We start from the raw sequence: 13096 nt of genomic DNA on the forward strand, positions 1-13096 counted from the left end.
TTATTTGAAAACACCTTTTAACTATTTTGAATTATGAAACAAATTACGCTTTCCAACCTATTATTAACCTTCAGCTTATTAAGCTTTTCATTTATAAGCGCTCAGACTTTAAATGAATCTACTGGTACTGGATCTCTTGTAAATATTACAACAGGAGATTTTAATACGGCATATGGAGACAGTACTGGCTCTTTTGCTACATCAACCAGTAGACTAGTCCTTATAGGCTACCAAGCAGGACGTTCTATAACTACAACAGGTTCATCTGGCAATATTGCTATAGGTTATCAAGCCGGTTATAGTATGACTACCGGATTTGACAATGTTATCATTGGTGAAGAGGCAGGAAGATCTTTAACTAGAGGAGGAGATAACGTTTTCATAGGTACTGAATCTGGAGAGTTTAATACAACAGGTTATGATAATACCTTCGTAGGTGAAGAGTCTGGCACTAACAACACCACTGGATATGAAAATGTGTTTATAGGAGAAGATGCAGGTCAAGGTAATACTACAGGTTATAAAAATGTTTTTGTAGGCAATGAAGCAGGATGGTCATCAGATACAGGTTATAGAAATACAGGTGTAGGTGAAGAGGCCTTAGGCGATGTTGATGAAGGGAGCTATAACAGTGCCTTTGGCGAGTCTGCCGGAGTTGATATAGGTGAAGGTACTTTTAACACCATGTTAGGTGCTGGGTCTGGTGCTGCTACTGAGCATGCTGACTATAACACATTTGTTGGAGCCGCCGCTGGATGGGACAATAATAGAACTAATTCTACATCTAATGCAAATAGAAATACCTATGTAGGTGCAGCAGCAGGTTCTAGCAATCGAGAAGGTGAGGATAATGTAGGTATGGGAGCTTTTGCGAGTTTTGGTAGCTCAGGAATTTCTTTCTCTAATTCTGACATATTTGATTCAGGGAGTATAAGAACTGGCTCGCGTACTGTTACAAATCGCACTACATTTATAGGCGCAAATGCAGATGCTGGTAACAACGATGTTACTTTAATAGGTTACAGCACTAGAGTAGATGGCCAATATGGTATAGCGGTAGGTACAAATACAGATGTTTTGAGTACAGGTTCCATAGGTTTAGGGTATAATACGACTATAGCTTCTGGTTCTAACAACTCTGTAGGAATAGGTCGTGAGGTAGACATAGATAATCAGGAGGCTATTGCCGTAGGTTCTAATGCTGTTGCTCAAGCAAATGGTGGTATTGCAATAGGACATCAAGCTACGGTAGATGGCACAGGAAACACTACAGTTTTTACAGGAAACAATATGGCGATAGGATACGAAGCCTCAGCAACTAATAATAATAGTATAGCCATTGGAGCAATGACAACTGCCAGCGGTGAGAATGCAATGGCCATAGGTCAAGGAGCAACAGCTCCTAATGATAATACAATGGTTTTAGGTGGAGTCACAAATCCATTCTCTGTAGGAATCGGGACAGATACTCCAGACACACTGGCATCACTTGACTTAGGAGATACTAATAAAGGAATTCTTTTCAACAGATTGACTGATGCACAAATAACTACTTTGGAGACTTCTTTAACAACTGCACATAAAGGTCTTGCTCTTTATGATACGACTAATAATGTTTTTCAAGTATGGGAAGGTACCGCATGGCAGTCTGCAGCAAATACAGATAATCAAGAACTTGCATTAAATGGAAGCAATCTAGGCATCACAAACAGTATGAATACAGTAGACCTATCTCCTTTAACTGCAGATTTAGAAACAAGAGTCGCGGCCCTAGAAAATGCTACAGGATCGGCTTCTTCTGGAGATATGACGCCTCTATTATTTAACTATCAGTCGGTAATTAGAGATACTGATGGTAACCCTATAAAAAATGACGCGGTAGATGTGCGCATAGCGGTACGAGAAGATGGTGTAGCTGGAACTGTTGTGTATAATGAAGAGCATAGTTTAACGAGTTCAGAATATGGAGTTTTAAGTCTTCAAGTAGGTGGAGGAACACTTATTTCTGGAGATATGGCAACCATTACGTGGGGAGAACATGAGTATTATCTAGAAGTTTCTATTGATACTGCTCAAACAGGAACCTTCACGACACTAAGTACGACACAACTATTAAGTGTTCCTTATGCATTACATGCTAGAAGTGCAGACTTTATAACAGGATCTACAGGAACTACTGGCTCGAGAGCTGCAAAGTCTAGCCAAAACACAGAAATACAAGAACTTAAAAATCAAGTAAAGCAACTTCAAGCTCAGATGCAATTACTGATTGATAAGAAAAAATAAAAACAGAATTATGAGAAATCTAATTTTAATTTGTTGTCTCGCTTTCGCGAAAGCGGGATTTTCACAAACAACTTTATCACATCAAGTCATTGGTTCTTTAGGGAATACAGAGACAGTAGGAAATATTGTTATAGAACAAAGCTTAGGAGACTTAGTCATAGTTTCAAGTAATACTGGTGATGATATCGCTTCTGGTTTTCAACAAGGAAGAAAGTACATCGATTATATATATGAATCAAGCAACTGGAGACCTTATGCACCAGAATCTAACGCTACTTTTATAGATAATTTCTTTATTAAAAGTGATGGTGCAGTTTTAGGCAGTGCCATAGATATAAAAGACGTAACAATAGAAGGCGCATATACCATAGATTTAGGAAGCTTTGACCTATCCTTTAAAGGAGATTTATCAAGCCAAAATAGCTTGGTAACAAATGGTAATCTTGCTTTTGTAGGAGATAATGGAGAATCAAATCGATTATATACTACTGGAATAAATGTAGAAAATTTTGTGAAAGACGGTAGTGATTCTTTCACTTTAGATGAGGCAATGACCCTTACAAATCTTTTTACACTTAAGGATGGAGTTCTGGATACTGCAAATGGAAATTTAATTTTTTTAAGCACCTCTACAAATACAGCAGAAATTTCACCAAATGAAGGCGGCTCAATGCTTGGAGAGTCAGTTATACAAAGATATATCCCTGCTAAAAGAGCTTATAGATTTCTTGCAAGTAGTGTAAATACTAGCGGTAGTATTTTTGAAAATTGGCAAGAAAACGGTTCTAATAACAGTGGATTAGGGACTCACATTTCTGGTTCTATGAGCGGTGCAGATGGTTTTGACGCTACGCAATCTGGAAACTCAAGTATGTTCACCTATGATAATTTAAATCAAGGCTGGAATGCTGTTGCCAATACTGATGTTCGAGGACTCGACATAGGCGAAGCCTATAGAATCATGATAAGAGGTGACCGTACTGTAGATTTAACAAATAATGCTACCACTCCTACTCCAACTGTACTAAGAGCACAAGGCGCTATGAATACAGGAACTTATCAAGATGATCAACTTTCACTGACAGCTGGAGGATTCAATTTTATAGCAAATCCTTTTCAAGCGACGGTTAATATAAACACAGTTCTACAAGGGTCTATTAACATCAATCTTAATAGATACTATGTATGGGATCCTACAATTAATATGAGAGGAGCTTATGTTACCGTTTTGCTACCTACAGGAGGCAATATCGCTGGATCTGCTGCAAATGAGTATTTACAACCGTCTCAATCGGCTTTTGTAACAACACTTAATAATACAACAGTTGCCACTCCTACAGAGATTATTTACAATCAAGATGATATTGTAAATGGAAATCAAACTACTGTTTTCTCTATCCCAACAAATGATTTTGAAATTATAGGTAGATTGAATAAAGTTGTGCCAGGACAACCATTGCAGTTTCTAGATGCATGGGGAATATTTATGGGAAGCCAGTATACTAATGCTGTAGATCCTATGGACGCTCCTTCTTTAGGAAATCCAGATGAGACCATAAGCATTGTTAATGGCCCAGATTATTTAAATATTGAGTTTAGAAATGTCCCTAATAATTTGGATATCATTCCTCTAAATCACACTAACTATAGACATTCATCTTATAATTATCAGTTTGAAATAGATGCAATTCCAGCTGGTACAAATGTTTATCTTCAGGATAATCATTTAAATACAAGTAGTCAATTAAATGAAGGTTTAAACGATTATCAATTTACAGTAGATTCTAGTGTAGTAGGATCTATTCAAGAAGATCGCTTTCACCTATTCTTTACAAATACCACCTTAAGTGAAGATCCTGTTGAGGTACTTGCTGGTTTTGAACTATATCCTAATCCAGTGAAAGATATTATTCATATAAGATGGAATAACAACGGCTCTCAAGAAGAAGAATTATCCTATAGATTGATTAACACGCTGGGACAAATAATTAGAACAGGAACACTTGACTTCACAGGCAACGCAGCTAATATTCAAGATTTAGGAAATCTAGCTAGTGGAAGTTATTTTGTAGAATTGAGTCTTAATGATGCAACAAAGACAGTTCAAATCATCAAAGAATAAGTTGATAGTTACATTGCGTAAATTAAAAATCCCTTTCTAAAATTTTTGGGAAGGGATTTTTAATTCTGAACAGTAACTTATGCAGCTATGATTGTGACTGAATGCCCAAACATTATTACAAAAATATTTTGATAGCAATCGGTGAATATACGTGGAGTCAGAATCGGTTTATAGGCGCAGCTGATACTGTAATCATGACTGTATATTCAGACGATCCTTCATTTACTCTAGAAGGTATTTATACTATAACAGATAATCAAATAGTTGCTGGGCAAGTAGAAATGTATTTTGCAATTAACTATGATATTGAAAATGACACATTAGATCAAGAAGAAGAAATTGAATCAGGAACATTAAGCATAACTAAAAACTCAAATGGAACTTATGTTTTTAATATTGATAACGGTATTGTAGATATAGTCGGTAATGATTTTACCCTAGATTATCAAGGTACGTTAACCTTATTAACACCATAAAAAAATCCCTTTCTAAAAGATTAGAAAGGGATTTTCAAGATTAACGTGAATCGTGAACTACGGTCTGTTTGTTGCCACTGGCTCTTTACTCACCCAAGTGTTAACTGCTACAATAGCATTTTCACGATAATCTACCTCAGTAAGTTGGTCGTTATTCCAGAAAAACCATTTACCTGCTTTTCTATTGTTTTTATACTCTGCCTTAGCAGTTTTTTGACCTTCAGCACTATAGCTGATCCACTCACCGTGTCTCTCGTTGTTTAAAAATGTTCCTACTTGGGCAACAGCTCCATTTTCATGATAATAAGTCGCTTTTACTAAGCCATCTTCCATCTTTTCAAAAGTAGGTTTTACCTCTTGTGCCATTCCTATGACACCTAACATCATCACTGTAATAATTAATAATTTCTTCATCATCGTATTCTTTAATATTACTCAAAGTTAACTTTAAAATTACTTTTACACAACACTTAGGTAACATTAATTTTACATTAAAATTATATTTATTTGTTTTTCAGTGATTTATAAAATTTATTTTTATGCTCGATTAACTAATTTTTACTCGTTTAAACATAAATCTTTGCCTTTTACTTATGTGTTTATCAATGAAATCGGTTTATTTTTGCAAGCTTATTAGAAGGATTCATTATGTATAGATCACACGATTGTGGTAGCCTGCGTGCTAGCGATATAAATAAAGAAGTAACACTTGCCGGCTGGGTGCAAAAAAGCCGCGATAAAGGATTTATCGTTTGGGTAGATTTAAGAGACCGATATGGAATCACTCAATTGCTTTTTGATGAAGAACGCACAGACAAAGCGCTTATTGAAAAGGCACAAAATCTAGGTCGTGAGTTTGTTATCCAGATAAAAGGAACTGTCATCGAGCGTGAGTCTAAGAACAATAATATTCCTACTGGAGAAATAGAGATTTTAGTGAAAGACCTTGAAATCTTAAGCGAGTCTAAAACGCCTCCTTTCACTATAGAAGATAATACTGATGGTGGAGAAGAGCTGCGCATGAAATACCGTTACCTAGACATACGCCGTAATCCAGTGCGTGAGAACTTGATCTTCCGTTCTAAAGTAGCAATGGAAGTGCGCAATTTTCTAGCTGGAAAAGACTTTGTCGAGGTAGAAACACCTGTTTTAATTAAGTCCACACCAGAAGGTGCTCGTGATTTTGTTGTACCATCTCGCATGAATGAAGGGCAGTTTTATGCTTTGCCACAATCGCCACAAACTTTTAAGCAATTGCTTATGGTAGGTGGAATGGACAAGTATTTCCAAATTGTAAAATGCTTTAGAGATGAAGACCTGCGTGCAGATCGCCAGCCAGAGTTCACACAAATAGACTGCGAGATGTCATTTGTAGAGCAGGAAGATGTTCTTAATATTTTTGAAGAAATGACGCGTCACTTATTAAAAAAGGTGAAAAACGTGGACATAGCAGATTTTCCTCGCATGACCTATCAAGAAGCGATGGAAAAGTATGGAAATGATAAACCAGACATTCGTTTTGGGATGGAGTTTGCTGATATTTCCGCTTTCGCGAAAGCGGGAGAATTCAAGATCTTCAACGAGGCAGAACTGGTAGTAGCACTTGCGATTCCAGGCGGCGAGAGCATGACGCGTAAAGAAATTGATAAATTAATTGATTGGGTAAGACGTCCACAAGTAGGTGCTACCGGAATGGTCTATGCAAAATGCAACCTAGACGGAACCTATAAATCAAGCGTTGATAAATTCTATTCACAAGAAGATCTTGCTAAATGGGCAGAAGCTACTGGAGCAGAGCCTGGTGATTTAATTTGTGTCATGTCAGGTCCAGCAGATAAAACTAGAGCACAATTAAGTGCGTTGCGTATGGAAATGGCAGAGCGTCTAGGATTGCGCAATCCTAATGAGTTTGCTCCTCTATGGGTAGTAGATTTTCCTTTACTAGAATGGGATGAAGATACAGAGCGTTACCACGCGATGCACCATCCGTTTACTTCTCCAAAGCCAGAAGATATTGAGAAACTAAAAACAGATCCAGGCAATGTAAGAGCCAATGCTTACGATCTTGTGATGAATGGTAATGAAATAGGCGGTGGATCTGTTCGTATTTTTGATAAGGAGCTACAAGCTTTAATGTTTGATCATTTAGGTTTTACTCCAGAAGAGGCAAGAGCACAATTCGGTTTCTTGATGGACGCTTTTGAATATGGCGCGCCACCACATGCAGGACTTGCTTTTGGTTTTGATAGATTAGTTTCTATCTTAGGAGGTCAGGAAACAATACGTGACTTTATCGCTTTCCCTAAAAATAATAGTGGTCGTGATGTTATGATCGATGCTCCTAGCGCCATTGACAACGAGCAATTGAAAGAATTGAACTTAAAAGTGACGGTTTAACCTATAGAAAAGGTAAAAGTCAGTTTTAGTCTTCTTTTTAAAAATATTATTCAATGAAAAAATTAGTTGCAATTCTATTTTTAGTTTTACTGGTTGCTTGCCAGCAGCAGGTAGATCCTACTTTAGAAAATGCCAACTCCATTTTTGACAGTAAAGATTTTACGATTGAAATTGTTTTAAATGAAGAAGAGACAGAATCCATGAGTTTTATAGATGATATTATCGTTTATAAAGCTGATGGTAATACTACGAGAAAAACCATCTCGTTTGACCAGGCGCTATTGATTAATGATTTTATCCAGAATCAATTTACGCAACACGATCAATCAAACTCAGAAGTTCCATCCATAGCTATTTATAATACTGCTAAGAAGGTAACTTTTAAAATCCCCAACTATAAGCCAGAATATCTAGAGCTTATTAAAAAACTAAAATTGTAATATGTTTCCATTTAAAAGAAATAGAAGATTGAGAACTAGTGCATCTATTAGATCACTTGTACAACAAACCTTAATTTCACCTAGTGATTTTATCGTGCCTCTATTTGTAGTAGAAGGAAAAGGTGTAAAAGAAGAAATAGCTTCTATGCCCGATTATTACCGTTACAGCCTAGATCTTTTAAAGAAAGAAGTTCAGTTGCTTTGGGATATGGGATTAAAAAGTGTCTTACTTTTTGTCAAAGTACCAGATGAATTAAAAGACAATAAAGGAACAGAAGCATTGAATAATGACGGATTAATGCAACGTGCCATTAAAACCGTGAAAGAAGTAGCACCAGAAATGTACGTAATGACTGATGTTGCTCTAGATCCTTATTCTAGTTATGGCCATGATGGAATAGTCGAAAATCAAAAGATCCTTAACGATCCTACTTGCGAGGTTCTAGCTCAAATGAGTATTTCTCACGCACAAGCCGGAGCCGATATGGTTGCGCCTAGCGATATGATGGATGGTCGTATTCTTTATATAAGAGAAGCCTTAGAAGAAGAAGGATTTACAGATAAAGGAATCATGAGTTACTCGGCAAAATATGCTAGTGCTTTTTACGGACCATTTAGAGATGCGCTGGACAGCGCTCCAGGTTTTGGAGATAAGAAAACCTATCAAATGGACCCTGCAAACCGCAGTGAAGCTATTAAAGAGACCTTAATGGACATCGATGAAGGAGCTGATATTGTTATGGTAAAACCAGGACTATGCTATCTAGATATCGTAAGAGATATTAAAAATGAAGTAGATGTTCCTGTAAGTGTGTACCAAGTAAGCGGAGAATACGCCATGCTCAAAGCCGCAGCCGAAAAAGGCTGGTTGAACCACGATGCAGTAATGATGGAACAAGTAACTGCCATCAAAAGAGCTGGAGCCGATTTAATTGCTAGTTATTTTGCTAAGGATGTGGTGAAGTTGATTTCTTAAGATAGTAGTTATTGATTCATCGATTGCCAGAATGCTCTTTTGATTACTACCTTTATAAAATACAAAATATTTAAAATGATAAATAATCATAATTACTTTCTTCTAACTATACTTTTAGTTTTATCCATAGTATCATGTTCCAATGATAACAATGACTCAGAAAATGTTGTAGAATTAATACCTGTTGAAAGTGAAGTCGTTTTTTTTCAATATACTTCAGATACTGGAAACAATACTTCAAGACTGCAGTATGAGATTGAATTCACAAATTTAAACTCTATACCAGTAAATGGATTTTATAAAATCACTACAAATGTTGATGGTTCGGTTTCGACTTCTTTTTCATCTACCCAAGCGCAATGCAATCAGATCGGAGCAAATTCAACTTGTACTTATAGCCTTGACGGAGAAGAGTCTCATAATACTGGCATCCCTAATTCCATCACAATTACTGATGTCAGCTATGAAATAGTTGAATCAGATAATTAATTATAAACGGATAGTATTTGTTTACTGACATTTAGGAAATACCGTCTTATCAGCTGTCAGCTATAATATTTAGTTTTAAGACATGGTTTCTAGTCTGTGAAATTGAAAAAATTTTTTCGTAAAAATTGAGAACGTATTTGACATAATTTAAAACTTAAAAGGCATAGAAGTTCTAAAACGACTATGATAACATTATGCAACAAGAGTCATTTACCGTAGAAGAAGCTACACGTGCTATAGAGCGTTATTGTGCCTATCAAGAAAGATGTCACAAAGACGTGGTAGATAAGCTTAAAAGTATGGGAATGATTGAGCTGGCGATAGATGAGATCATACCTCATTTAATTCATCACAAATTCTTAAATGAAACGCGCTATGCAGAGTCATTTGCGAGAGGTAAATTTCGTATTAAGAAATGGGGTAAGAATCGTATCATACGAGAACTTAAAATGAAAGGACTCAATGATCGCACTATTAAAATAGGTCTTAAAGAGATTTCAGAAAGTGATTATATCTTAGCTTTTGATACGCTTTCGCGAAAGCGGTTACAACAACTTACTACAGAAACTGATAAATATAAAAAGAGAAAAAAACTCGCCGACTACCTACTATATCGTGGTTGGGAAAGCCATATGGTCTACGCCAAAACAGTAGAGCTTATTCCTTAATATTTAATTTTTTGTGGGTCTTAATAATAGCCTGATCATTTTTATAATCGATCCAGTCTTGACCTTTACGTTTGCGCATGAAATTATCAAAATGGCGCATGAAAAATAAATTGTAAAGTGCTTTACCCAAATTTTGAATTTTGCGAGGATAAGACCTTAAACTGATGGAAAAACCAGGTGTTAAGTAGTGCATATAATGCCAGTAACCTTCTGGCATATACAACATCTCTCCATGATTAAGTTCACAAACGTAGCCTTGCGCTTGTTTTAAAGCTGGCCACTTTTTTAAATCGGGATCAGAAAAATCAATATCTTCTCTAGCAATTAAAGAATGTGGTACTCGATATAAATATTGTGATTGATCTGGAGGGAAAATGATACACCTCTTCTTACCACTGAAATGAAAGTGTAAAATATTAGTAAAGTCAATATCATAATGCATAAAAACCTTAGAATCAGTTCCACCAAAGAACATCATAGGCAATCCTTTAATTAGGCGCATACCTAATTTGGGAAATTTAAAATCAGATTGAAGCACTGGAACTTCTTTCATGATATTATAAAGGAATATTCTGAAGTTAGTAGGCTTTTCTTGGAGAAGATCTACGTAATCTGACATCGTCATTTGTGCGTGAGCCTCGTTAAATCCTTCATCATGCTTCACAGGTCGATCATCATAAAGCGGTACTGTTTTCTCACCAGCAACTTTCTTGATATAATCTAAATTCCATTTCTCAAATGCAGGCCAGTCCTCAGTTAGTTTTTCAATAACAACAGGTCGTTGTGGTTTGAGATAATTTTTCACAAAATTATCTTTACTTATAGAAGTTACACGTGGTATTTGTTTAAGATTTAATGGCATAAAAGATGTACAAACCTAAAAAAACAACGTAAAATGTATCTCTGTTTAACTAGGCTTTAACGGCTTTGGCTGCCTGTTTTGCCTGCTCGTTACGGTCAATTTTGTGATCTGGACGTGTCCATTTAGGTTTTTCACCTAGTGCTTTATATTCCGAGTATTGAGCTTCAACAGTTTCTGGTTGAGCTTTTTTTACAAATGGTTTCATGGGTTCTAAGCCTAATAATTCAAACATTTTCATGTCTTCATTCACATCTGGATTAGGAGTAGTTAACAGCTTATCACCAGCAAATATAGAATTAGCGCCAGCAAAGAAACACATCGCTTGCCCTTCTCTAGTCATATCTGTTCTACCAGCACTTAATCTCACTTGAGTTTGAGGCATTACAATACGCGTAGTAGCTACCATACGTACCATTTCCCATATAGATACTGGTTGTTGTTCTTCAAGAGGAGTTCCTTCTACAGCAACAAGGGCATTGATAGGAGTACTTTCTGGCTGCGGACTTAAACTAGCCAACGCAACAAGCATTCCCGCACGATCTTCTACATTTTCTCCCATTCCTATAATACCACCACTACAAACGGTCACATTAGTCTTACGTACGTTATCAATAGTGTCTAAACGATCTTGGTAACCACGAGTTGATATTACTTCTTTATAATATTCTTCAGAACTGTCTAAATTGTGGTTGTAAGCATATAATCCAGCTTCAGCAAGGCGTTGTGCTTGATTTTCGGTAATCATACCTAATGTACAACATACTTCCATGTCAAGTTTATTAATGGTACGTACCATTTCAAGAACTTGATCAAATTCAGGTCCATCCTTCACGTTTCTCCAGGCTGCTCCCATACATACACGAGAACTACCGCTAGATTTTGCTCGTAAAGCCTGTGCTTTAACTTGTTGAACAGACATCAAATCATTTCCTTCAATATCGGTATGGTAACGTGCTGCTTGTGGACAGTAACCACAATCTTCTGGACAACCACCAGTTTTGATAGAAAGAAGTGTAGAAACTTGAACTTGATTAGGGTTGTGAAATTCTCTATGAACCGTAGCCGCGTCATATAACAAATTCATAATCGGGCGGTTATAAACCTCTAAAACTTCTTCTTTGGTCCAGTTGTGTCTCATAATAATGTTCTGCAATTAAAAAGTAAATGTAGGGATTCTTGAACTATAATAATAGAGAGTAAAGTATAAAAATCTAGTGCCTTACTTCTCAATAAGTAAGCTTACCGCATTACCACCAAAACCAGTGGCGTTTATCAAAACACGCTTAGGAACACGTTGATCCTTGCGAGGGTTTAAAAAAACCTCTTCTAAAAAAGGAACTTTGAAAATGGTCTGTGTTTGTAGCATTTCAATAGCCATCGCCAGATTTAACGCACTACTTGCACCTAGCGTATGTCCTACTTGCCATTTGTTGTTGCATAAATGAGGATGCTTTTCTCCAAAAACTTCTTGAATCGCTCGATACTCTGCAAGATCACCTTTTATTGTTCCTGGAGCATGTGTAATTACCACATCTATTTCTTCTTTTTTATAATTTTTTATCGCTTTTCTCATAGCCTCTTGTAGGCTCAATCCTGCCTCCGTAACAGATGTCGCACTATTTAACTGCTCTATGGCGCTACCATATCCTACTATTTTGGCAAGGCTATTTTCAGCAATATTTGAAAGTGAAAATAATGCAGCAGCCTCTCCTAAAACCATTGAATTTTGGGACTTTTTGAGATCTAAAGCTCTACAAGGATACTGATCATCTTCCTTTGAATATATTCTCAAAGCTTGCATTTGCGCAATGGTAAACTCAGTAAGTGGTGCTTCACTTCCACCAGCAATAAAACTTTGGGCCATACCACTTTGTAACCAGGCAATAGCATTGAGAATGGAATGAGAAGCTGTCGCACAAGTAATACTGTGAGAAAAAGCTGTTCCTTGCAAACTCAAATCTTGCGCTACCCAGCTAGAAATATTCCCTAAAGTTGTTAATGGAGAAGAAGTTGTTGGAGCTGTTCCGCTTTCGCGAAAGCGGTCATAATTTTTCTCCCATAGAGAAGTCGCTCCACGACTAGAACCTATATTTACCGCAGTTTGCTGAGGTACATTTTTCAAAGAACGAGAACATAAAAGTGCCAATTGTACGCTCCTATCTAAATGCTTAAAGTTTTTATTCTCTGAAAGAAGTGCATTTAACAACGATTCTTTTTGAGTAGATATAGGACTGACCCAAGAATCGTTTGATCTTTCAAAAAAAGTACGGTCATCGCCTTTTGAAAAGGAGTCGATCGCAGCAACTACAGCTAAATCGTTTATGTAAATAGGGTTTTCCAAAAAAGATTTTTAAGAATGCAAAAATGCAAAGAACAAGCA

The 13096-nt window shown here is 36.6% G+C and carries 12 protein-coding genes; 8 read left to right on the forward strand and 4 right to left on the reverse strand.

Translation table 11 applies throughout. The features are described from left to right. Positions 1 to 33: 33 nt before the first annotated feature. The 3 genes from DDD_RS05595 to DDD_RS05605 all read left to right on the forward strand — a co-directional run bounded on the left by DDD_RS05595 (position 34) and on the right by DDD_RS05605 (position 4884). Entirely contained in the window at positions 34 to 2286 is a 2253-nt protein-coding gene (locus DDD_RS05595) for a hemagglutinin family protein (protein WP_015361810.1), read from the forward strand. A 10-nt stretch (positions 2287 to 2296) separates the two neighbouring features. Beyond that, the gene (locus tag DDD_RS05600) at positions 2297 to 4408 is read left to right on the forward strand and encodes a T9SS type A sorting domain-containing protein (protein ID WP_015361811.1); all 2112 of its coding nucleotides are present in this window, start codon (positions 2297 to 2299) and stop codon (positions 4406 to 4408) included. A 128-nt stretch (positions 4409 to 4536) separates the two neighbouring features. Beyond that, entirely contained in the window at positions 4537 to 4884 is a 348-nt protein-coding gene (locus tag DDD_RS05605; RefSeq protein ID WP_015361812.1) for a hypothetical protein, read from the forward strand. Positions 4885 to 4941: 57 nt separating this feature from the next. Here DDD_RS05605 and DDD_RS05610 read toward each other — a convergent pair whose 3' ends face one another. Next, the gene (locus tag DDD_RS05610; protein WP_041566965.1) at positions 4942 to 5298 is read right to left on the reverse strand and encodes a toxin-antitoxin system YwqK family antitoxin; all 357 of its coding nucleotides are present in this window, start codon (positions 5296 to 5298) and stop codon (positions 4942 to 4944) included. Between the two features lie 234 nt (positions 5299 to 5532). Between DDD_RS05610 and aspS the strand changes: the two genes are divergently transcribed. From aspS to DDD_RS05635, 5 genes are all read left to right on the forward strand, one after another. Further along, positions 5533 to 7281 carry an aspartate--tRNA ligase gene (gene aspS / locus DDD_RS05615; RefSeq protein WP_015361814.1) on the forward strand — a complete coding sequence of 583 codons (1749 nt, stop codon included), beginning with the start codon at positions 5533 to 5535 and terminating at the stop codon, positions 7279 to 7281. 53 nt (positions 7282 to 7334) lie between these two features. Continuing rightward, positions 7335 to 7721, forward strand: a complete 387-nt coding sequence (locus DDD_RS05620) for a hypothetical protein (RefSeq protein ID WP_015361815.1) — start codon at positions 7335 to 7337, stop codon at positions 7719 to 7721. Position 7722: 1 nt separating this feature from the next. Further along, entirely contained in the window at positions 7723 to 8697 is a 975-nt protein-coding gene (gene hemB / locus DDD_RS05625; protein WP_015361816.1) for a porphobilinogen synthase, read from the forward strand. 75 nt (positions 8698 to 8772) lie between these two features. Next, complete coding sequence (locus DDD_RS05630; protein ID WP_015361817.1) at positions 8773 to 9186, forward strand: hypothetical protein; 414 nt, start codon at positions 8773 to 8775, stop codon at positions 9184 to 9186. Between the two features lie 194 nt (positions 9187 to 9380). Beyond that, complete coding sequence (locus DDD_RS05635) at positions 9381 to 9854, forward strand: regulatory protein RecX (RefSeq protein WP_015361818.1); 474 nt, start codon at positions 9381 to 9383, stop codon at positions 9852 to 9854. Here DDD_RS05635 and DDD_RS05640 read toward each other — a convergent pair. The 3 genes from DDD_RS05640 to DDD_RS05650 all read right to left on the reverse strand — a co-directional run bounded on the left by DDD_RS05640 (position 9844) and on the right by DDD_RS05650 (position 13057). Next, positions 9844 to 10716: a cupin-like domain-containing protein gene (locus DDD_RS05640; protein WP_015361819.1), complete on the reverse strand. Its 873-nt coding sequence runs from the start codon at positions 10714 to 10716 to the stop codon at positions 9844 to 9846. The genes DDD_RS05635 and DDD_RS05640 overlap by 11 nt on opposite strands. Before the next feature lie 49 nt (positions 10717 to 10765). Then, complete coding sequence (gene bioB, locus DDD_RS05645; RefSeq protein ID WP_015361820.1) at positions 10766 to 11854, reverse strand: biotin synthase BioB; 1089 nt, start codon at positions 11852 to 11854, stop codon at positions 10766 to 10768. A gap of 81 nt (positions 11855 to 11935) precedes the next feature. Next, a complete protein-coding gene (locus tag DDD_RS05650; RefSeq protein ID WP_015361821.1) occupies positions 11936 to 13057 on the reverse strand; it encodes a beta-ketoacyl synthase N-terminal-like domain-containing protein in 1122 nt (373 codons plus the stop codon). Between the last annotated feature and the right edge of the window lie 39 nt (positions 13058 to 13096).

The organism is Nonlabens dokdonensis DSW-6, assembly GCF_000332115.1.
GTDB classification, from domain to species: domain Bacteria; phylum Bacteroidota; class Bacteroidia; order Flavobacteriales; family Flavobacteriaceae; genus Nonlabens; species Nonlabens dokdonensis.

Bases quoted from the DNA above. Each gene is read 5' to 3' on its own strand.
- DDD_RS05635 (WP_015361818.1), top strand. From the start codon at position 9,381: ATGCAACAAGAGTCATTTACCGTAGAAGAAGCTACACGTGCTATAGAG.
- DDD_RS05640 (WP_015361819.1), bottom strand. From the start codon at position 10,716: ATGCCATTAAATCTTAAACAAATACCACGTGTAACTTCTATAAGTAAA.
- DDD_RS05600 (WP_015361811.1), top strand. From the start codon at position 2,297: ATGAGAAATCTAATTTTAATTTGTTGTCTCGCTTTCGCGAAAGCGGGA.
- DDD_RS05630 (WP_015361817.1), top strand. From the start codon at position 8,773: ATGATAAATAATCATAATTACTTTCTTCTAACTATACTTTTAGTTTTA.
- DDD_RS05610 (WP_041566965.1), bottom strand. From the start codon at position 5,298: ATGAAGAAATTATTAATTATTACAGTGATGATGTTAGGTGTCATAGGA.
- aspS (WP_015361814.1), top strand. From the start codon at position 5,533: ATGTATAGATCACACGATTGTGGTAGCCTGCGTGCTAGCGATATAAAT.
- hemB (WP_015361816.1), top strand. From the start codon at position 7,723: ATGTTTCCATTTAAAAGAAATAGAAGATTGAGAACTAGTGCATCTATT.
- bioB (WP_015361820.1), bottom strand. From the start codon at position 11,854: ATGAGACACAACTGGACCAAAGAAGAAGTTTTAGAGGTTTATAACCGC.
- DDD_RS05595 (WP_015361810.1), top strand. From the start codon at position 34: ATGAAACAAATTACGCTTTCCAACCTATTATTAACCTTCAGCTTATTA.
- DDD_RS05620 (WP_015361815.1), top strand. From the start codon at position 7,335: ATGAAAAAATTAGTTGCAATTCTATTTTTAGTTTTACTGGTTGCTTGC.